The organism is Porticoccus sp. (assembly GCF_965660005.1).
Lineage (GTDB): Bacteria > Pseudomonadota > Gammaproteobacteria > Pseudomonadales > Porticoccaceae > Porticoccus.
Genome location: NZ_CBFHYF010000031.1, coordinates 1 through 20,432, shown reverse-complemented (window position 1 = coordinate 20,432; position 20,432 = coordinate 1). Strand labels below are relative to the sequence as shown.

16 protein-coding genes, 1 tRNA gene and 1 pseudogene are annotated in these 20,432 nt (G+C 56.1%); 9 read left to right on the top strand and 9 right to left on the bottom strand.

Going from position 1 to position 20,432, the window contains the following annotated elements:
• Nucleotides 1-184 (bottom strand): annotated as a pseudogene (locus tag ACTF5G_RS07545) (DUF502 domain-containing protein); the annotation flags it as partial.
• 137 nt (nucleotides 185-321) lie between these two features.
• Between ACTF5G_RS07545 and ACTF5G_RS07540 the strand changes: the two are divergent.
• The 7 genes from ACTF5G_RS07540 to cmoB all read left to right on the top strand — a co-directional run bounded on the left by ACTF5G_RS07540 (nucleotide 322) and on the right by cmoB (nucleotide 9,199).
• The gene (locus ACTF5G_RS07540) at nucleotides 322-522 is read left to right on the top strand and encodes a YgaP family membrane protein (protein WP_438952210.1); all 201 of its coding nucleotides are present in this window, start codon (nucleotides 322-324) and stop codon (nucleotides 520-522) included.
• Between the two features lie 272 nt (nucleotides 523-794).
• Nucleotides 795-2,945 carry a TonB-dependent receptor family protein gene (locus ACTF5G_RS07535; protein ID WP_438952209.1) on the top strand — a complete coding sequence of 717 codons (2,151 nt, stop codon included), beginning with the start codon at nucleotides 795-797 and terminating at the stop codon, nucleotides 2,943-2,945.
• A gap of 134 nt (nucleotides 2,946-3,079) precedes the next feature.
• Nucleotides 3,080-4,045: an AEC family transporter gene (locus ACTF5G_RS07530; RefSeq protein ID WP_438952208.1), complete on the top strand. Its 966-nt coding sequence runs from the start codon at nucleotides 3,080-3,082 to the stop codon at nucleotides 4,043-4,045.
• 86 nt (nucleotides 4,046-4,131) lie between these two features.
• Nucleotides 4,132-7,050, top strand: a complete 2,919-nt coding sequence (locus tag ACTF5G_RS07525; protein ID WP_438952207.1) for an insulinase family protein — start codon at nucleotides 4,132-4,134, stop codon at nucleotides 7,048-7,050.
• Nucleotides 7,050-7,457 carry an acyl-CoA thioesterase gene (locus ACTF5G_RS07520; protein ID WP_438952211.1) on the top strand — a complete coding sequence of 136 codons (408 nt, stop codon included), beginning with the start codon at nucleotides 7,050-7,052 and terminating at the stop codon, nucleotides 7,455-7,457. The genes ACTF5G_RS07525 and ACTF5G_RS07520 overlap by 1 nt, the downstream gene beginning before the upstream one ends.
• A complete protein-coding gene (gene cmoA / locus ACTF5G_RS07515; RefSeq protein ID WP_438952206.1) occupies nucleotides 7,454-8,185 on the top strand; it encodes a carboxy-S-adenosyl-L-methionine synthase CmoA in 732 nt (243 codons plus the stop codon). Before ACTF5G_RS07520 ends, cmoA begins: the two co-directional genes overlap by 4 nt.
• A gap of 36 nt (nucleotides 8,186-8,221) precedes the next feature.
• Nucleotides 8,222-9,199, top strand: coding sequence for a tRNA 5-methoxyuridine(34)/uridine 5-oxyacetic acid(34) synthase CmoB (gene cmoB, locus ACTF5G_RS07510; RefSeq protein ID WP_438952205.1), 978 nt, complete (start codon nucleotides 8,222-8,224; stop codon nucleotides 9,197-9,199).
• A gap of 21 nt (nucleotides 9,200-9,220) precedes the next feature.
• Here the strand turns inward: cmoB and ACTF5G_RS07505 are convergent, their stop codons facing one another.
• The 3 genes from ACTF5G_RS07505 to ACTF5G_RS07495 form a co-directional block, all read right to left on the bottom strand.
• Complete coding sequence (locus tag ACTF5G_RS07505; protein WP_438952204.1) at nucleotides 9,221-9,787, bottom strand: flavodoxin; 567 nt, start codon at nucleotides 9,785-9,787, stop codon at nucleotides 9,221-9,223.
• On the bottom strand, nucleotides 9,780-10,565 hold the full coding sequence (locus ACTF5G_RS07500; RefSeq protein ID WP_438952203.1) for a hypothetical protein: 786 nt from the start codon (nucleotides 10,563-10,565) through the stop codon (nucleotides 9,780-9,782). The genes ACTF5G_RS07505 and ACTF5G_RS07500 overlap by 8 nt, the downstream gene beginning before the upstream one ends.
• Nucleotides 10,566-10,995: 430 nt before the next feature.
• A tRNA-Arg gene (locus ACTF5G_RS07495) sits at nucleotides 10,996-11,072 on the bottom strand.
• Nucleotides 11,073-11,228: 156 nt separating this feature from the next.
• Between ACTF5G_RS07495 and gap the strand changes: the two genes are divergently transcribed.
• Together gap and pgi are read left to right on the top strand one after the other, a co-directional pair.
• Nucleotides 11,229-12,236 carry a type I glyceraldehyde-3-phosphate dehydrogenase gene (gene gap, locus ACTF5G_RS07490; protein ID WP_438952202.1) on the top strand — a complete coding sequence of 336 codons (1,008 nt, stop codon included), beginning with the start codon at nucleotides 11,229-11,231 and terminating at the stop codon, nucleotides 12,234-12,236.
• A gap of 127 nt (nucleotides 12,237-12,363) precedes the next feature.
• Entirely contained in the window at nucleotides 12,364-13,980 is a 1,617-nt protein-coding gene (pgi, locus tag ACTF5G_RS07485) for a glucose-6-phosphate isomerase (protein WP_438952201.1), read from the top strand.
• A 76-nt stretch (nucleotides 13,981-14,056) separates the two neighbouring features.
• On the opposite strand, the gene ACTF5G_RS07480 is transcribed toward pgi, so the two are convergent.
• From ACTF5G_RS07480 to ACTF5G_RS07460, 5 genes are all read right to left on the bottom strand, one after another.
• Entirely contained in the window at nucleotides 14,057-14,341 is a 285-nt protein-coding gene (locus ACTF5G_RS07480) for a helix-turn-helix transcriptional regulator (protein ID WP_438952200.1), read from the bottom strand.
• Nucleotides 14,342-14,540: 199 nt separating this feature from the next.
• Entirely contained in the window at nucleotides 14,541-16,889 is a 2,349-nt protein-coding gene (locus tag ACTF5G_RS07475) for an efflux RND transporter permease subunit (RefSeq protein WP_438952199.1), read from the bottom strand.
• Nucleotides 16,890-17,031: 142 nt separating this feature from the next.
• Nucleotides 17,032-18,117 carry a WD40/YVTN/BNR-like repeat-containing protein gene (locus ACTF5G_RS07470; protein WP_438952198.1) on the bottom strand — a complete coding sequence of 362 codons (1,086 nt, stop codon included), beginning with the start codon at nucleotides 18,115-18,117 and terminating at the stop codon, nucleotides 17,032-17,034.
• 181 nt (nucleotides 18,118-18,298) lie between these two features.
• On the bottom strand, nucleotides 18,299-19,750 hold the full coding sequence (locus tag ACTF5G_RS07465) for a DUF1329 domain-containing protein (RefSeq protein ID WP_438952197.1): 1,452 nt from the start codon (nucleotides 19,748-19,750) through the stop codon (nucleotides 18,299-18,301).
• Nucleotides 19,751-19,834: 84 nt separating this feature from the next.
• A partial coding sequence (locus ACTF5G_RS07460) for a hypothetical protein (protein ID WP_438952196.1) occupies nucleotides 19,835-20,432 on the bottom strand: 598 nt, incomplete at its 5' end.

The following is a 20,432-nucleotide window of genomic DNA, read 5'->3' as shown; positions in this document are numbered from 1 at the left end:
CCACCAACAAAGCCAGAAATTCGCTGATGGTGGCCTGCTCGCGCAACAACCCGGTGAGGGGACTGATCAGATCGGCCACCAGATCAAACAGCCACAGAAAGATCATTGCCAGCAGCGCAATAGGCAATACAACGGTCAGTCCGCCGAGAAGCGTCAGACAAAGAAACGAACGAAAACGCGTCATGGCCTATCCTTTAATCACACAACCGGCACGAGGGTTCGGATCGGCATGAGAATACCTGCCCTCGGATTGATCACCATCAAATCAGAATTGCCCTGTGACATCCATACTCAATAGAACACAACGTGGAGAACATTATTATGAAAATTAATCTGGGTACCGCAGATCGTCTGCTTCGGCTTGTGGTGGGACTGGTCTTAATCACCCTGGTATTTATTGGGCCACAAACGGCCTGGGGCTGGATCGGTCTGATACCCCTTGCGACTGCGCTGTTGGGCAATTGCCCGGTTTACAGCTTGCTGGGGTTCGATACCTGCCGGACAAAAAAACAAGCTGACTGATACGCTTAAATCCCACCGACCCGGATTGACCCGGGTCTTTCTGTTTCGGGTCTTTCTGTTTCGGGTCTTTCTGTTTCGGCGCTGATCTTTCGGCCGGCGCACCCTTATCACCGCACCATAAAACAAACTCGCATTCACGCCCCGGACAGGGCATTTCTCATTCCTCCAACAAAATTATAATTGATAATCGTTATCATTTGGATTAGCATTATCAGGAATTTGAAACAGGCACAACGCTATAACACCGTAATAGTTCCGGGGGGGGAACATCCATGGCCAACAGATTCACTCTTTCTTTTTTAACGGCTTCGCTGACCTTGCCCCTGCTGGCCATGGCGGCAGATGAGGCAAAAACCGACATTGAAACCATCTCCATTATCGGCTCCAGAGCAGACGTACGAGAACTCGCCGGTTCCGGCGCGCTCATCGATCAGGAACAGATTGCCATCGAAGCGCCCACTGACATCAACCAGCTGTTAAAAACGGTTCCCGGCGTCTATATTCGCGAAGAGGATGGCTTTGGCCTGCGCCCAAATATCGGCATCCGCGGCGCCACCTCGGAGCGCTCTTCAAAAATCACGCTCCTCGAAGACGGCATCATGATCGCGCCAGCTCCCTATGCGGGACCAGCTGCCTACTACTTCCCCACCACGCTTCGCATGGACTCCATTGAACTACTGAAAGGCGCGCCCCTGCTGCGCTACGGCCCGCAAACCACCGGCGGCATCGTCAACCTGAAATCCACACCGATCCCCGATGAGAACAGCGGCAAGTTGCGCCTGGCTGCCGGTGAAGACGGTATGCGGGACCTGTACCTGAACTACGGCGGCAGGTTTGGCGGCGGTGCACTTGGAGACTTCGGCTGGCTGCTGGAAACCGTGCAACGCGACTCGGACGGCTTCAAAAATATCGACCGCAGCAGTCGCGATACCGGCTATGACATCGAAGACTACATGGGCAAATTATTCTGGGAAATTGAGGGCCAGAGCCTGCTGTTAAAGGCCCAGTACTCCGAGGAAGTGTCCGATGAAACCTACCTCGGGCTCACCGATGCCGATTTCAGGAACAGCTCAAAACGTCGCTACGGGCTGTCGTTGCCGGATGAAATGAGCTTGCGACACAAGGGCTACAGCGCCGTCTACAATCTGGATCTGACTGACATTGTGCGGATGACGGCCACCGGTTACTACAACGAATTTTCCCGCAACTGGTTCAAGCTGAGCGGCGGCAGCAGCCTGATCAACGCAGCCAATCAGGGTGATGCCAACGCCCAGGCAATCCTCGACGGCACTGCCGATGCAACCCGCCTGACCTATAAAAACAACGACCGTGAATACGAGTCCTATGGCCTGGAACTGAATTTTGCCGTAGACATGGGTGTACACCAGCTCAATATCGGCGGTCGCGCCCATGAAGATGAGGTGGATCGACTGCAACCGGTGGATGTCTACGACCAGGTGGATGGCAGACTGCAATATGTGAGCACCAATCCGATCTCCAGCGGCGACAATCGCGTGGAAGATGCAGAAGCCATTTCATTCTGGCTGACGGACAACTGGCAGGTCACCGATGCGCTGGCGCTGAATTTATTCCTTCGCTACGAGAAAGTGCACTCGTCGGAAGAACGCTATGCCGACGAATCCCGCAACACCGTCAGCAGCAAGAAATCCAACCGTTCCGAAGAACTGTTACCGGGAGTTTCCTTTACCTATGACCTGACCGATCAATGGCAGGTGCTGGCCGGTGTGCACCGCGGCTTTTCTCCCCTCGGTGGCGGCGCCTCAGAACATGAAGACCCCGAAACCAGCGTCAACTATGAAACCGGCATTCGCTTCCATGAAAACAACTTCTTTGCAGAGATGATCGGTTTTTACAGCGACTTTGATAACAAAACCGAAAACTGCTCGGCGGCCAACCCTTGTAGCAACGGTGCCACCAGCGGCAGCTTTACTACCGGTGAAGCGGTGATTCAGGGTATCGAACTGACCGCGGGCAACCGCTTCCAGGCAGGCGATTTTTTCATCCCGGTAGACCTGAGCTACACCTATACCAAAGCTGAAATCAGTGAAGATGAAGTGGCACTGGGCTTCGACAAGGGGGATCGGCTGGCCGATGTCCCGGAAAACACCTTCAGCCTGCGCGCCGGTCTCGAAACCCCCTTCAGCTGGAACAACTACATGGTCGCCAAGTTCACCGATGAGATGTGCAGCAATGTCGGTTGCGACGACAACCCGAAGTGGGATAAAACCGACAACCTGCTGGTGGTCGATTTCATCAGCCGCTACAGCATCAATCCGGATACCGTGGTTTACGCCAAAATGGAAAACATCTTCGATCAGGAGAAAATCGTTTCCCGCCTCCCCGATGGCGCACGCCCCAATAAACCACGTACCGCCTCCGTCGGTATTGAATACGCTTTCTGATCGCAATCCCACTTTCAGACCTTGATACCTCCACCCCAGCGGTGGAGGTTTTTTTATGTCAGTGCAATCAATCCGGCATATTGTCAGCACAACCCGGCTGGTATGATAACCGCCAGTTATTCTGGCCGGCTGTTATGAACGAAACCACCCCCCTCGCCCTGCTGGGCTTTGCGCTGTCGATTACCGGCCCGATTTTCCTGGTGGTCCTGCTCGGTCTGCTGCTGAAAAAAGCGGGCCTGATTCCCGCTGCATTTATCCAGCCGGCATCCGACCTGGTGTTCAAAGTGGGGCTGCCGGTGATTCTGTTTCTGAGCATTTACCGGGCAGACCTGAGTGGCGTTGCCATGGGGATACCACTGCTGGTGGCAATCCCGCTGACGCTGTTGATGTTCGCCCTGGCCTGGCCCATTGGCCGGTTATTTAACAGAGAGAACAAGGCCGATTGCGGCATCTTCGTACAGGGTGTTTTCCGGGGTAATCTGGCGGTCATCGGGCTGGCTTTTTGCGGCAACGCCTACGGACAGGTGGGTCTGGCAACGGCGGCCGTGCCCATTGCCCTGCTGACCGTGCTGTATAACGTACTGGCTGTGATAGCACTCAACCCCATCCAGACCGGTGACGGCCAGTCCCCGATGCGGCGAATGCTGCGCAATACGCTCACCAACCCGCTGCTGATCGGGATTGCACTGGGCTTTCTGGTCAAGCTGGGCGGGCTGCCGCTATCCGCCCTGCTGGAAGACACCGGCAATTACTTTGCCCAAATGACCCTGCCACTGGCACTGCTCTGCATCGGTGCCTCAATGAACCTCAGGGCGTTGCAACACGCCGGTGCCAGCACACTCACTGCAGCCCTGCTGAAGCTGGTGATCACACCGCTATTGATTGTCGGCGTGGCCGCCTGGCTCGGCGTCAGTGGTATGGCGCTGGGCATTCTGTTTCTGCTGACCTCAACACCCACTGCAGTGGCCAGCTTTATTCAGGTGAAGTCCCTGGGCGGCAACGCCGAGTTGGCCGCCAACATGGTGGTACTGTCAACCCTGTTGGGCATGCTGACCGTCACGGGCGGCCTGCTGACCCTCAAAGCGCTGGCACTGGTCTGATCCGGCCCCATATCGGGCGTGGCTAAGCACCGGGCCCGCAGGTAGAATGGCCGTTTGCCCGAACACCCGATAACCGAGGTCCGAATATGACGACACAGGCACACCCCGCCTTTGAATTTCTGCGCAGCGAGCGTATTGATTCCCTGAACATCGATGTTGCGGAATACCGCCACCGCAAGACCGGTGCCCAGCATATTCACATTGCCGCCGACAACCCCGAAAATGTCTTCCTGGTAGCATTGCGCACCGTGCCCCATGACTCCACCGGCGTGGCACACATACTCGAACACACCGCCCTCTGCGGCAGCGAAAAATACCCGGTACGCGATCCTTTTTTCATGATGATCCGCCGCTCTCTGAATACCTTTATGAACGCCATGACCAGTTCTGACTGGACCGCCTATCCCTTCGCCAGCCAGAATCGCAAGGATTTTGACAACCTGCTGGACGTCTATCTGGACGCCGTGTTTTTTTCCCGGCTGGATGAACTGGATTTCCGCCAGGAAGGCCACCGGGTGGAATTTGCCGAACCCGGCAATACCGACGCCCCGCTGGTCTATAAAGGCGTGGTTTACAATGAAATGAAGGGGGCGATGAGCTCCGTGCCCTCGACCCTGTGGCAGACCCTCTGCGAGCATCTCTACCCCACCACCACGTATCACTACAACAGTGGCGGCGATCCAGCCCACATCCCCGATCTCAGTTACGCGCAGTTAAAGGATTTCTACAAAACCCACTACCACCCGTCCAATGCCATTTTCATGACCTACGGCAATATCCCGGTTACGGAACTCCAGACCGATATCGAAAATAATGCCCTGCAACGTTTCGACCGACTGGACGTGGAAATTTCCGTCCCCGATGAACAACGCTACACCACCCCGGTGACTGTAGAGAAAACCTACCCGTTCAATGAAGAAGGCAGCACCGACAACCGTACCCACATCGTGATGGGCTGGCTACTGGGCAAAGCCACTGATCTGGAAGCCAGCATGGAGGCACACCTGCTATGCAGCGTGCTGCTCGATAACAGCGCCTCGCCCCTGCTGAAAGCACTCGAGACAACCGAACTCGGCTCATCGCCCTCACCGCTGTGCGGGCTGGATGATTCCCAGCGAGAGCTCTGCTTTGTCTGCGGTATTGAGGGCAGCGAACCGGATCGTGCCGATGCGCTGCAAGCGCTGGTGCTCTCGGTGCTCGAGGACGTGGCAGAAAATGGCATCCCGCAAGAACAACTGGCCGCCTCGCTGCACCAGCTGGAACTGCAACAGCGTGAAATCGGTGGAGACGGATACCCCTACGGGCTACAACTGATTCTCACGGCACTCACCAGTGCCACCCATCGCGGCGATCCGATTGCCCTGTTGAATCTGGATCCGGTGCTGGAAAAACTCCAGTATCTGATCCGGGATCCCGATTACATCAAACAACTTGCCCGCCGGTTGCTGCTGGAAAATCCCCACCGGGTGCGCCTGACCATGGCACCCGACCGGGAGCTCTCTGCCCACCGGGAAAACATTGAGGCCGACAAGCTCGCGGCCATCAAGGCCGGTCTCGATGAAGCGGGCAAACAGGCGATCGTAAAACAGGCCGAAGTGCTCAACCAGCGCCAACAGCAGAAAGATGACGATTCGATTCTGCCCAAAGTGGGCCTGGACGATATTCCGCCGCAGATGGACTATGTGGCGGCCACCGAACGAAAAACCCGCCCCCTGACACTGACCAGTTACGGCACTGGCACCAACGGTCTGGTGTATCAACAGATCCTGCTGCCACTGCCAGCCCTGAGTGAAGCTCAGCTCGATCTGCTGCCGATCTACTGCAACAGCCTTACCGAACTGGGGATTGGCGACCGGGATTACCTGGCCACCCAGCTCTGGCAATCGAAAGTGTGCGGGAGTATCCACACCTATGCCTCTGTGCGCGGCAAACCGGACAACCAACAGGATCTGTCCGGACATCTGGTGCTGTCCAGTAAGGGGCTGGCCAGACACCAGGCCGAACTCACTGACCTGATGCAGGCGACACTGGAACAGGTCCGCTTTGACGAGCTGACCCGGATCCGCGAACTGATCGCCCAGACCCGGGCCCGGCGCGAGACCAGCGTCACCGGTAGCGGCCACCAGCTGGCCATGGCGGCGGCTTCCAGCGGCATCAGCCCGGGCGCGTATCTGGCCCATCGCTGGAGTGGTCTGGCTGGTATCCGCCATATCAAACAACTGGATAGCAGTCTGTCCGACACGACCCTGCTGGATGGGCTGGCCGCAGAACTGGCGACCATTCATCAACAGGTCTTGGGTGCACCGCGGCAATTTCTGGTGGTGGGTGAAAAGGACAAGCTGGAGGACTACCAGCAGGTCATTCAACAGCGCTTCGCACCGGCCTCCGGCGAGGCGTTCAATGCCTTTCAGCAATCGGAACTGCATCGACGGGTGGCAGAACTGTGGAAGGCCAGCACCCAGGTCAATTTCTGCGCCAAAGCCTATCCCACGGTACCGCTCTCTCACCCGGATGCAGCGGCACTCACCGTGCTGGGCGGTTTTCTGCGCAATGGCTATCTGCACCGCACTATCCGCGAACAGGGCGGGGCCTATGGCGGCGGAGCCAGCCAGGAAAACAACATTGCCGCATTCCGCTTTTTCTCCTATCGCGATCCCCGCCTTGAAGACACCCTGAACGACTTTGATCAGGCGCTGCACTGGCTGCACCATGAAACCCACCATTGGCAACAGGTCGAAGAAGCCATCCTCGGTGTGATCAGCTCGATCGACAAACCCGGTTCCCCGGCGGGCGAAGCCAAGGAAACCTTTCAGGCGGAACTCTATGGCCGCAGCCGCGAGGTAAGGGAAACCTTCCGCAACCGGGTCAGGGAAACCACACTGGATGATCTGCGGCGGGTGGCTGCCACCTATCTGGTGGCAGAGCATGTCAGTACCGCTGTGATCACCAGTCCCGACCGGGCCAAACTGGCAGACGCGCTGCAACTGACCCCGGTATCGCTGTGATGTTTGAATTACATATTCAACCGCGATTTTCAGAAACCGATGCCCTCGGCCATATCAACAACACTGTCCTGCCGGTGTGGTTTGAAGCGGCCCGGGCCGATATTTTCCGGCTGGTTCACCCCAGCCTCAACCCCGCTGACTGGCCGATGATTCTCGCGCATATCGCCGTGGATTTTGTCGACCAGATTCATCTGGGCAGCGAGGTCGTGATTACCACCGGGATCAAAAAAATCGGCAGCAAGTCGTTTACGGTGGACCATCTCGCACACCAGAAGGGGGTGCTGGTGGCAAGGGGCGAGGCCGTACTGGTGTGGTTTGACTACGCGGCCCAGTGCTCACGGCCTTTGCCAGAGGCGATTCGCAAGCTCCTCACGCCACTGTTGCAGGAAAACGACGGCACGCCATGAGCAACAGCAAAGACACCCTGTTCGCCACCCCCCAACTGGAGATCGCCGGATTTCGTTTCGACCGGTCGGTCGCGCGTGTGTTTCCCGATATGATCCGGCGCTCGGTACCGGGCTACGAAACCATCATTGCCATGACCGGTACGCTGGCGGAGCGCTACGCCCGCCCCGGCAGCCACTGCTACGACCTGGGCTGCTCGCTGGGGGCTTCCACCCTTGCCATGCGCCACCAAATCCGCCACAGCGACTGCCGTATTATTGCCGTGGATAACAGCGCTGCCATGCTCAGTCAGTGCCGCGAGATTCTGGCCGGAGATGACGGGGAAATCCCGGTGGAGCTGATCTGCGAGGATATTGAGCAGGTTCCTGTCCACCATGCCAGCATGGCGGTGCTGAATTTCACCCTGCAATTCATCCCGGTCGATCGGCGCAGTGCATTGCTCCAGCGCATCAGTGACGGCCTGCAACCCGGTGGCGTACTCGTGTTGTCGGAAAAAGTCGCCTTTGAAGACCCCCAGCACCAGCAACTGATGATCGAACTGCATCACCACTTCAAGCGGGCCAATGGTTACAGTGAGCTGGAAATCAGCCAGAAGCGTTCCGCACTGGAGGATGTACTGATTCCCGAAACCCTGGCCGTGCATCGCCAGCGACTCAGAGAGGCCGGATTCAGCAGTGTCGATGTCTGGTTCCAATGCTTCAACTTCGCCTCGCTGATTGCTATAAAATAGCGCTTACCTGTCAAAAAACACCGCTGATAAACCAAGATGATTGACTTTTCACCGCTGCTCACCAGCCTCGCCAGCGCAGAACATCCCGCCCTGCGGGCTTGGGCGGAACAGCTGCCCGCTCAGCTTGCTCAGGGCCTGTCAGCAGAGCGCTGGGGCGACCTGCCGGACTGGCAGGCGACACTGGCACAGCTGCCGTCACTCGAGCCTTCCCGGGTCGATTTGCAGACCGCCGTCAGCGTGGGCGATGCTGGGGACTGCGATGAACAGACGCGCCAGCAGCTGCATTCAGCCCTGATGGGCCTCCACCCCTGGCGCAAGGGACCCTACCAGTTGTTTGGCCTGACCATTTATACCGAGTGGCGCTCGGACTGGAAATGGGACCGGGTGTTGCCCCACCTCGCGCCGCTGAAAAACCGGCTGGTGCTCGACGTGGGTTGCGGCAATGGCTACCACTGCTGGCGGATGCTCGGCGCGGGGGCGCAACGGGTGATCGGCATCGACCCTTCGGCCAAATTTGTCTGTCAGTTCAGTGTGTTAAAGCACTACCTGGGGAATTTTCCGGTGGATGTGCTGCCGCTGGGCATCGAGCAATTGCCGACAGACATGCAGTGCTTTGACAGCGTATTTTCCATGGGGGTGCTCTACCATCGCCGCTCACCGATGGATCACCTGAAGGAATTAAAGGAGTGTCTGCGACCGGGCGGTCAACTGATACTGGAAACCCTGATTATTCAAGGCGGACCCGGCGAAGTACTGGTGCCCGAGGGCCGCTATGCGAAGATGCGCAATGTGTGGTTTCTGCCGAGCCCGGACACCCTGCTGTCCTGGTTGCGCAAATGCGGCTTCAAAAACCCGCGCATGGTGGACTGCACACGCACCACACCCGGGGAGCAGCGTTCAACGGCATGGATGACCTACGAATCCCTGCCGGATTTTCTCGACCCGGCCGATCAAACCCGCACGGTCGAAGGCCATCCGGGGCCAATCCGCGCGGTGTTTGTCACGGAAAGCTGAAGTCATGACCCACTTGGCCCGCTAGTCGTCCAGTTCGATCACGGGCGAATCCAGATCAAACTCGTCGTGTATCTGCCGACACCAGCGATTGAGTCGCCCGGCGGTCAGCTCCGGCTGCTGGTCCTCATCGATACCCAGGCCGACAAACAGGGGTTGCCCCGGAACCCGGGCCTTCGAAGCATCGAATTCATAGCCCGCCGTGGGCCAGTAGCCCACCACACGATCTGCTGTTTTCACCACCACATCGTGCAGCATCCCCATGGCATCGAGAAAAAAATCCCCGTAGCCAAACTGGTCACCGAGGCCGACAAAAGCGATCGTCTTGCCGGAAAAATCGATGGCTTCCAGATCCGTCCAGAAGTCATCCCAGTCCGACTGAATCTGACCAAAATCCCAGGTGGGAATACCCAGAATCAGTTTGTCATAGGGCAGGAAGTCCAGCTGGGTCACATCGCCGATATCGTGAATATCCACCACCTCTTCGCCCAGACGACCGGCAATCCGGTGAGCAATGGATTCTGTATTCCCCTCGTCGCTGCCAAAGAACAAACCGATTTTCGTCACTGCTTCCTCTAAAAAATCAGACATTATCCGTTGAACCGCCAAAAAACTGCGCGGATTCTCCCAGCTCACGGGAATCGCTGCAACCACCGGCAGGGCTTTTCTGCATCTCGCGGGGGCCCCTCGGGGCAAAGCGATGCCGCAGTTCACCCGAGCGAACTCGCGCCAGTCCCGACTTCACCGCCGCCAGATGGCGACCCAAGGTCCAGCTATAGCCCAACAAAATAATCAACATCAGAATAATGGCCGAAACGACCAATACCGAGAGACTGTGAGCGCGAAGCCGGCTGAGATAATTGTCGAAGTCGCTGCCCCGGCGGGTAATTTGCAGCAGACCACTGATCTGCTCACCGGCATCCACCAGCGGCACAAAATAGGAAAACACCGCCTCTTTACCAACCCGGGCAAATTCGCCCTGACGTTCACCGCGATTGGCAATGCGCACCGCCTGTTCGCTGCCCATGGAGGGCTCCCTGGCACCGCTGGCATACACGGTTTTTCCCCGGCGATCATACACATAAACGCCGTACACCCGGTCGATGGTAAATGCCGATTCCAAAGCCCGTTTGATGGTTTCCTCATAACCCCGCTCGAGCGCGTGGCTCAGGGGCAGACGAATGGCTCGGGCAATGAGTTCGATGTCCTCCTGCATGCGATCGCGGCTGTTGCGCTCCAGCAGATTGATACTGTACCAGCCGGTCAGTCCCATCACCGCCAGAAACGGCAGCAGTACCGTCACGACCAGAGTCAGACTCAAAGGCAGTGGCAGCAACCACAAACTGATTTTTGAAAATTTGAGCTGCATGGTTCGTCACCCAACAGTATTTTAGCGGGTAATTCCCATGCCTCCACACCGATAACCACTGGTGCGCCTGCTATGAATATATCAGGCTTTATGAAGCCACCGCTCGCGAATGGCGAGATTAGCAACCTGAATGGACATCCATCAGAATTCTTCGATGATCAGCACGAAGTCCGGGAGGATCAGTCGGCGCTATGCGTCTCCCCCTCGGGTCGTCGCGTCTGGACGGCGCTGTCTCACACCTGCGGGGCTCGGCTTGAACTTCGAGAGGATTAACTCAAAACGGCTTATGGCCGTTTTGCCCCCTGCGGGGCTGCGCAACCTGCGGTTTCTGGGTCCAACTTCCTGACGGAAGTTGTCGAATCTGGGGAGGCTCTCACCTCCGTCGTGGCTCATAAAAAAACCCCCGCCTTTCAGGCGGGGGTTTTGTTTATGGCGCACTCGGGAGGATTCGAACCTCCGACCGCTCGGTTCGTAGCCGAGTACTCTATCCAGCTGAGCTACGAGTGCGTGAGGCCGCGTAATATATTGAAGTGGCTGTTGGTAGTCAAGTCGAAAAGGGGTTTTGGTTTTGTGGTCAAGGGGTTTGCCGGCTGTTGTGATGACAAAATTGGGGATGTTGTTGGTCGGCCAATCAGGCAATAATGGACCGAAAGGGAGGTGAGCATGCTGCGCATGGCAATTAATGGCTACGGCCGTATCGGCAGGAATATCCTCAGGGCTTTTTATGAAAGGCCCGCGCTCCGTGAGCAGATGAGGATTGTCGCGATCAATGATCAGGGCAACGTGTCAATCAACGCTCATCTGACGCGGTTTGACAGTGTGCATGGTCAATTCCACCTGCCGGTGCAGCACGATGACAATACGCTGTTCATCGGCGAGGACGCGATCGAGGTACTGGCAGAGCAGGATCCGGCCAATTTGCCCTGGCAGGCGTTGCAGGTGGATATTGTACTGGAGTGCACAGGACACTTTACCGACCGGGCGCAGGCCGCGAAGCACTTGCAGGCCGGGGCCAGAAGAGTGCTGATTTCCGCACCGGGCAAAGACATGGACGCCACGGTGGTGTTCGGTATCAATCACGGGCTGTTGTCAGCCGAGCACCGGATCGTGTCAAATGCCTCCTGCACCACCAACTGTTTGGCGCCGGTGGTGCAGCCACTGTCCGCTGCCCTCGGTATTGAAACCGGCTTGATGACGACGATTCATGCCTACACCAATGACCAGCATCTGGTGGATGTCTATCACGAGGATCTGTACCGGGCCCGCTCGGCCACCCTATCCATGATTCCCACCCGCACGGGTGCGGCCAAAGCCATTGGGCTGGTCCTGCCTGAACTGGCGGGAAAGCTGGACGGCATGGCCGTCAGGGTGCCCACCGCCAATGTGTCACTGGTGGACCTGACCTTTACCGCCAGCCGCGCCACCACAGCAGCCGAGATAAACGACATCATGCAGCAGGCCGCCAGTGGTCCCCTGGCCGGGATCCTTGCCTACACGGAGCAGCCCATGGTCTCTGTGGACTTCAACCATTCGGCGTACTCGAGTATTTTCGATAGCTCGCACACCCGGGTTTCCAGCCAGCTGGTCAAAGTCCTCGCCTGGTATGATAACGAGTGGGGATTTTCCAACCGCATGCTGGATACCTGCCTGGTGATGGGCCGACATCTGTAGCACAGGCAGTGTTAAAATAACCGGATAGCAGTCAACTGTCAGACTTTTCCAGCCTGATGGTTTGTCATTGGCGTGTACGATACTGGCCGATACACTCAGAAAGCGAACGCAATAAACGAGTCCCCGCATGACCCATTCATCCATCTCTCCCGACACACTTCCCGCCTGGCAGACGCTCAACGGGCTGGCAGAAAGGGGCAAACAGCTCGACCTGATGTCGCTGTTCCGTCAGGACGCGGATCGGCAGCGGCGTTTCGCCCTGTCGGTGGACGGGCTACTGCTGGACTATTCGAAAAATCTGATCGACGAAGGCATCTTTTCAGCCCTGCTGGCGCTGGCTGAACAATCCGCGCTGGAGCAACAGCGGGACAGCCTGTTCAAGGGTGATACCATCAATGGCTCGGAACAGCGCGCCGCACTTCACACCGCCCTGCGGGGTGAGCGGGAGGACGATTACCGGTGCGGGGAACAGCTGCTGGACGAACAAATTCGTGCCACACTGGACGAGATGGCGGCAATCAGTGCATCCGTCCGCGCTGGCAAGTGGTTGGGCGCGACCGGCAAACCGGTGCGGGATATCGTGCATATCGGTATCGGCGGTTCGGTACTCGGCCCGCAACTGGCCTGTCAGGCATTGCGCCCTTACAGCCACCCCGACCTCCGACTTCACTTTATGGCCAATGTGGACGGCGAGGACATCCTCAACACCCTCAGGCAACTGGATCCGGAAAGAACACTGGTGATTGTCGCCAGCAAGACCTTTACCACCCAGGAAACACTGTTGAACACCCGCACCACCCTGCACTGGCTGGAGCAACAGCTGGGGCAATCGGAGCTGGCCGGCAGCCGTCAGATCATCGCCCTGACCGCCAACCGTCAAAACGCCGAGGCCTTTGGCATCCCGCCGTCACAGATTCTGACCTTTGATGAATGGGTCGGCGGTCGCTACTCGGTGTGGTCCTGCGTGGGACTGACCATCTCGATCAGCCTGGGACATGAACGCTTTAAAGAGCTACTCAGGGGTGCCCGGGCAATGGATCGGCACTTCCGGTCGGCACCCTTTGCCCAAAACATGCCCGTTATTCTGGCCCTGCTGGGTATCTGGTACCGGAATTTTCTCGATGCGTCATCGATCGCCATCATTCCCTACTGCCAGCGTCTTTCACTGCTGCCCAGCTACCTGCAACAGCTCGATATGGAGAGTAACGGCAAGTCGGTCTCACAATCCGGCGCAACCCTTGATTATCAGACCGGCCCCGTCCTCTGGGGACAAACCGGCACCAATGCACAACACACCTTCTTTCAGCTGTTTCACCAGAGCAACCATCTGATACCGCTCGACTTCATCGCCGCGGCCGGGGAACCCCGAAGCATCGATGAACACCACCGCACACTGCTGGCGAATCTACTGGCACAGGCTTCGGCGTTGATGAAGGGCAATCACGACCAACCGGACATACCCGCCCACCGGGTATGTCCCGGCAACAAACCTTCCAATCTGTTACTGCTCGATGACCTCACACCCTATCACCTCGGTCAACTACTCGCGCTTTACGAACATAAGGTGTTTGTCCAGGGAGCTATCTGGAACATCAATTCCTACGATCAGTGGGGCGTCGAACTGGGCAAGGAGATTGCCTCCAGTCTGCTCAGCCAGGGCGATAACAGTGAAGCGCCAGACCCGTCCACCCAGCAGCTGCTGAACCATATCAGTGGTCTTACCGGGTTATTCAGACGTCCCTGAGCTGCGCCACAAAAAATCCGTCAGCCCGGGAGCAAAGGGTTGAACGGTTGGCCGTGCGATCCCTGGAGTGGCGTGGTCAACCGGACACAGCGCGCAGAATCCCCAGCATAAAACAACGGCTGATCAGATAGATCGAATTATTGGCACCCAACTTGAGTCGCGCACTTCGCATGTGCAGCTTGACCGTGGCGGGGGTAATACCCAACAGCGCTGCCACCTCATCGTTGGTCTTGCCCAGTGCCACCCGCAACACCACTTCGGATTCACGCTTGGTCAGCCCATAGAGTGGGTAAACGGCCAGTTTTTTGGCACCATTTCGGTAGGACTCGTTAAATTCCAGCATATCAGTATTTATTTTCATTCTTGTTACTGGGTCAAATCAGAATGTTCAATTAACCGCTGCTTGATCAATCGGGCCAACAGGCAAATCCAGTCGGCACACGACGGAACAAACCGCCCATGGAGCACCTGAAGCGGAGCCCACTTAACGATATTGCAAAAAAACAAGGCCCTTGCGGGCCCTGTTTTTTTATTGCATTGAAACTCAAGCTGTTTTCCTGTCAGTGCTTCTGTACTTCACCAAACAGGAAGCGCGGCTTGAAGATATAGGCAAGCGCCGGCATCAGGAACAGTGCACTCAAGGCAGAGACACACAGCCACAGGCCGATCAACATACCCATCTCAGCCTGGAAGCGCAGCGAAGAGAACAGCCATACCGCCACACTGGCAATCAGGACCAGCGCCGTTACCAGCACGCCCCGTCCCGCACAGTGCAGGGACATGGAGATCGCTTCAATGTGTGACTTGCCAGATTTGTACTCGATCTGGATACGGTCACAGATATACAGCGCGTAGTCCACCCCGAGGCCGATACCCAGCGCGGCAACCGGCACGGTATTGATGTTCATACCAATGTTCTGCCAGGCCATGAAGGCAAAGGTCACCAGGTTGGACAACACCACCGGCACCATGAAGAACATGCCCGCAATACTGGAGCGGTACACGATGATACACATCATCACCAGAATGAAGAGCGCCAGTGCGATCGACTGAATCTGACCGGAGAGAATCACCTCGTTCACCGCTGCAATCACACCGATGATGCCGCCGGCCATGTGAATCTCCAGACCCTCAACCTTCATGTTGTCCCTGAACTCATTGATCCGGGCCACCGCCGTCTGAATGGTCTGGCCCTGACGGTCGGTAAAGAACAGGGTCACAGAGGCATTGGTGGCCTTCACATCGGTAAAACCGAGCAGGTCGCCGGGCTCCGACGCACGTTCGAACATATAGATCAGCTCGGCATTGTTGGTAGTGGTCTCGCCCAATTCAGAATAACGGTAGTTACCTTCGCGTACCGTCTGGTTAACCGAGGGCAGCACATCGGCCAGCGACAGACTGCCACCGATTTCTTCCTGTGCCTCCATGTAGCGCTGGAAGCGCAACATGCTGTCCAGGGAATCCACCTCTTTGATCAGGCCTTCCTGACCGCGGGTTTCATTACCAAACACCACAAACATCCGGTCGGCACCCGGGAACTGACTGTTGATATTGTCAGAATCCGCATTGTAGCGAGCTTCGGGCCACAGGATCGGCGAACCGGGGTTGGCATCACCGACTTTCAGATCCTTCGCATAGAAGCCGCAGACAATGAACAGTACCAGCCCCAAAGTAACCACTACATAGCGCGCCCGGGTTTCCACCAGTTTCACACACATGTTCAGGAACGGCCGAATCAACAGCAGGTCGAGATTCAATGGGTGGGCATAGGATTTGGGTTTTCTGACCCATGACAACAGGATCGGCGTAACAATGATGGAACTCACCGCCACGGTGCCAACCCAGACAACCGCCAGTACCACCAGTTTCTGCAACAGCGGAATCGGGCTGATCGCAACCACCGTTACACAACCGGCATCCGTTGCAATCCCAAGCAAACCGGGTCGCAACAGGTCTTTCAGGGTCAGACGGGCCGCCTCTGTCGAGCAGAGATCATGGCCCTCGGTCATCTTGTCAATTTCTTCGTGGAAGCGGGTAATCATCTGCACCGAGTGCGAGACCGCACGTGCAGTGATCAGCATCGCGACCACCACCACCAGCGGATCAAAGTGAATGCCCAGCAGATGGGCCACACCCAGCGCCCACGTCGCACTGATGGCACCGGACAACAACGGCAACAGGGTGCCGCGCCAGGTCCGGTTGATCAGGAACAGAAGCACCAGGAAGATCAGCGCCGCCACCATGACCAGATTCATGGTTTCAGGCAGGAAGTGGTTCACCCAGCCATACAGAATCGGGTTGCCCACCAGACTGATATCGACGATATCATCATCCAGTTTTTCGACCAGTTCGTAGGCCTGTTTATAGGCGCGGTTGTACTCCAGCAGGTTATCGTAGAAATCCACTGTCACCAGCGTGGCGGTCAAATCCTTTGACACGTAAGGGCCGTACACCAGCGGGCTGCGGAGGATCGCCTCGCGAAGTCTTTCAATTCCCGCCTCGTCTTTCGGCAGGGCTGGCCACATGTAGGGGAAGCTTTCAATCCCCTCCGTGGAGGCGCGCACTTCCTTCAGCTTTTTACCGGCAATCGAATAAATCTGGAATTCATTGATTGCATTGATCTTGTAGAGGCCCTGGGTAAGATCGCGAACCTTCTTCAAAACCGGCATCTGGAAAATATCGCCCTCCTTCGATTGAATCATGAAGGTGATGATATTGGTGCCACCGAACGTGGTTTTGTATTCGTTATGTATCTGGACGTAGGGATGCGTGGTCGGCATCAAATCGTCAAATACCGTTTTAACATCAATATTCTGTGCAAAGTAGGCAAATACAACGGTAAGAACAGCCACCACTGCCAGAACACTTTTTCTGAATTGAATACAGGCAAGTGCAAATTTTTCTAACATGTTATCCTCCACCAACCATCCGTAACTGCCTGGATGGGCGCATCTTTTAATTGTTTATTTGAATCGTCACGCAACTGTGTCAATCACTAATGCAGCAAGGTCCACTGGTTTGTCTCGAGATCCATATAACCTACCGTCTCACCTACGCCGACAAACCCGTCAGAGCCAGTTCCGCGTGAGAGGTAAAATCCTTTTCGACTGCGTTCGCTTCCGTCAGGAAGCGCGTTTTAAACGATGACAGGTCACTGGAGAAGGTTATCCACTTGCCTTTATTGCCAATACCTACCCATTCTTTCAATTGCTCAGACCAGGCGATATCCATAAGGTGCTCGGTCATACCGGAGGTTTTGCTGTCGATATGGGTCCAGGTTTCACCACCATCGAAGGTGCCGACAATCGAACCGGACAGACCAACCGCCACACCCTCCAGCTCATTGCGGAAGTCAATCGCCGCGAAGCTGTTCAGGCTGTCCGTTTCAATGGTTTGCCAGGTCTCGCCGTTGTCGACACTTCTGAAAATCAGGCCATAGGCATCCGGTACTAGCTGATTCGGGTCGTAGGGGGCGTCCGGATCTTCAATCGCTCTTGCCTCGGCGGCGATGATAATGGTGTTTTCATTCAGGCGAGCCACGTCATTGAAGAAGATATCCTGCTCTTCGCGCAGCCGCTGCCAGGTTTTTCCGTAATCCAGGCTCTGGATGATCATGCCCATTTCACCCACTGCCAGTGCTTCGCCACCTTCAACAGTATGCACTTTCAACAGTTTATTGGATATCTCGGATTTCGGACTTTCCACTGAGGTCCAGGTTTTGCCACCATCTTCGGTGATGACCACCACACCCTTGTTGCCCACGGCAACGGCGCGGTTTTCATCCCAGGCGGAAATATCCTGAAAATGAGTCTCCACTGTGGAATTCTGGTTGACCCAGGTTTTTGCCCGGTCAGTGGAAATAAGAATCTTGCCATAGTTACCGGCAGCCATGTACACATCGGGACTGATCCGGGTAACGCCGAAAATATTGTCGCGACGGTCAATTGCCGGGGGAGTCACTTCCTCCACCACCGCCACCGGTTTGACAAACAGGCCTGCCCACAAAAGGGTGCCGACAATAGCCCAGGGTAAAATTGATAAAACGAGTGCAATAAATTTCTGGCCCGCTGTTTTCTCTACCGGCCCGGCGGGCTCAGAGGAATTGGTTCCAGCATGGTCCTGTCCAGCAACATTCATAAAACCCCCAAAAAATTTCAAATGACCAGGAAGGCCACCTTTTACTACCACAGCGTGATGCACACTGCCTATTCTGTTCGATTGTTTTTATTGATTTTTTCAGTACTTAAACTGCAGCAGAGCTGCCAGATAAACGATCAAGTTTGCCTGACAGCCCTGCTCCAGAACGAACCGGTTCGAATTAACGAGCCAGCGCAATCAACGTTTGCAGAGTAACGTCAGTCTCTTCAACACCAGCCGGATTGGCTTTCATGTTGGAAGACCAGTTAGTCGCAAAGTCTGCTTTAAAGTCGATGATGTGACCAACCACCGGCATCAGCGCCTTGTAGCCATCATCACCCACGTCGAGACGGTTCTGGAAGATAAAGCCTTTCCAGAATTCACCGTTTTTATCGTAGGCCTCACCCAGGTAGGGACGGGGGTAATCGACTTCCATATACACCACTTTTTTGCTGTAGGGGTGCTCATCGGGCGGGGTGCCCTCGATAACCCATACTTCACGTGGTTCCCACTGCACCTGGGGCGCGGGGAAGTAGTGAGGTGGAATGTCCATGCCAACAGCGGGGAATTCCTGAATGGTGTTTCTGAAACGCAGATCCACAGTCATCAGCGGTGCGTGAGCAATCGCAAACACATAGCGACGATCGACCAGTGTGACATCTTTGTATTTAGTCGGAACCGCATCCCAGATATCCCAGTCATCGTACAGCTGTACCGTACCACCGATTGGATCCATCCAGGCGTTACCGGACAGACGACGGGCACGACGGACGGACTTCAGGTAAGCCCAAACGTCATCCGGTGTTTTCGCACTCGGGTCGTTGTAGCGTACGGAGAAGATGCCGATGCCTTTGATATCCTGAGGGAAGATGGCAACCAGTACGGTTTTTTGCAGGATATCGCCATCACCTTCTACCAGCGGACCACCGTCGAGACGGCCTTCCATGTAGTAGCGACGAGCCCACCAGCGCTGGATACGCTCCATGCCTTCTTCACCATCCAGGAACACCCAGGAGATGTGACGCAAGTCCATGGTCGCACCGTAGGTCGGTGAACGCAGGTTCCAGATCAGCTTGTCACCGGCGTGGGGATCGTCCATGGAGATTTCTTGCGGGTCAAAGAACATACCGGCTTCCCAGCCAGAAACTTCGCGGGTGGCGGGGTCAAATTTTACTTTGCCCTTGCCATCCTGAGTGGCCTGCATGTACTTCTCGTCCATCTCGATGAATTCCGAATGACGGATATTCATCGCTAGGTTTTTATCGCGGATCATCCACTCGATTTTCTCGGTAATCATGTCGCCGACACGCTTACCTTCGAAATACATGTCCTTGACCTTGTCAAAGTTGGCCGCGTTGATCACGGTGCCCGCTTTCATTACCTGGTCTTCGGTCACGCCCTCGGGCAGTTTTTCCACTTCCATATCGGGTTTGCCGTTGTCCCAGCGACCGGCGGCAGCGGGGCTGCCGTAGAACACGGGGTTAGGCTTGGAACCATCGGCTGTGGGCTGCACATAACCGGGATCCCGGTCAGTGGCGTACAGCGGCAGCGAGGTTTCGTCTTCCGCCGAGGCCATCATGGGCGCAAAGCCCATGGAGGCCACGACCGACGCCGTTAGTAACTTCTTATACATAGTCATACTCCCAGTTTTAAAATAAGTCTTATTTGTGACTATCCGGTTTTGCAATAGTTGCACAAATTTTCGTTATTATCTTTATTAGAACTGCCTGGTCAGCTTGAATACCAGCTGGTTGTCGCGGGCGAACCAGTCCATAAAGGAGGCATCGTTTTCACGCACGCCGAGCAGGTCGTCACCGACGGACTTATCACAGCCTTCCATACCCAAAGCTGCATCGCTATCTGCCTTACCGCAGGTTTTTTTGCGGTCGCCGTCGTTCCACCACAGGTCGGCTTCAACCTTCAGGCGCCAGTCGTTACCCCAGACAAACTCCACCGCCGGGATCACAAAGCCGCCGCCGTTGGTGAGGTCGGTACCGACCACCAGCGAGGGGTTGATGGTATCGCGGGTGTAGTTCAGCAGGGTGAACAGGGTCAGGTAGACGGTGTGCTCGGATTTCTCTTCACCGAAGGAGGCGAATTCGACAATCTCATCGTCCTTCTTGCGGTTGATGATCCAGGTATCAAACAGCTGGACACTGGAAAGTGACGGACGGTGGGTACCGAGAATCTCCTGCCACTTGAACTCCTTGTCGATCCGCAGCATCACGTTCAGGGTATCCTTTTCCTTGATGCCGCCCCAACCGGGCAGATCGGACTGCAACTGGCCGTAGTTGTAGGGCTTGTTCGGAATAAAC

Coding starts and splice junctions, on each gene's coding strand:
- ACTF5G_RS07480 (WP_438952200.1), bottom strand. CDS start 14,341: ATGAAAATAAATACTGATATGCTGGAATTTAACGAGTCCTACCGAAAT.
- ACTF5G_RS07525 (WP_438952207.1), top strand. CDS start 4,132: ATGACGACACAGGCACACCCCGCCTTTGAATTTCTGCGCAGCGAGCGT.
- ACTF5G_RS07465 (WP_438952197.1), bottom strand. CDS start 19,750: ATGTATAAGAAGTTACTAACGGCGTCGGTCGTGGCCTCCATGGGCTTT.
- ACTF5G_RS07540 (WP_438952210.1), top strand. CDS start 322: ATGAAAATTAATCTGGGTACCGCAGATCGTCTGCTTCGGCTTGTGGTG.
- ACTF5G_RS07475 (WP_438952199.1), bottom strand. CDS start 16,889: ATGTTAGAAAAATTTGCACTTGCCTGTATTCAATTCAGAAAAAGTGTT.
- ACTF5G_RS07520 (WP_438952211.1), top strand. CDS start 7,050: ATGTTTGAATTACATATTCAACCGCGATTTTCAGAAACCGATGCCCTC.
- ACTF5G_RS07530 (WP_438952208.1), top strand. CDS start 3,080: ATGAACGAAACCACCCCCCTCGCCCTGCTGGGCTTTGCGCTGTCGATT.
- ACTF5G_RS07470 (WP_438952198.1), bottom strand. CDS start 18,117: ATGAATGTTGCTGGACAGGACCATGCTGGAACCAATTCCTCTGAGCCC.
- ACTF5G_RS07535 (WP_438952209.1), top strand. CDS start 795: ATGGCCAACAGATTCACTCTTTCTTTTTTAACGGCTTCGCTGACCTTG.
- ACTF5G_RS07500 (WP_438952203.1), bottom strand. CDS start 10,565: ATGCAGCTCAAATTTTCAAAAATCAGTTTGTGGTTGCTGCCACTGCCT.
- cmoB (WP_438952205.1), top strand. CDS start 8,222: ATGATTGACTTTTCACCGCTGCTCACCAGCCTCGCCAGCGCAGAACAT.
- gap (WP_438952202.1), top strand. CDS start 11,229: ATGCTGCGCATGGCAATTAATGGCTACGGCCGTATCGGCAGGAATATC.
- ACTF5G_RS07505 (WP_438952204.1), bottom strand. CDS start 9,787: ATGTCTGATTTTTTAGAGGAAGCAGTGACGAAAATCGGTTTGTTCTTT.
- pgi (WP_438952201.1), top strand. CDS start 12,364: ATGACCCATTCATCCATCTCTCCCGACACACTTCCCGCCTGGCAGACG.
- cmoA (WP_438952206.1), top strand. CDS start 7,454: ATGAGCAACAGCAAAGACACCCTGTTCGCCACCCCCCAACTGGAGATC.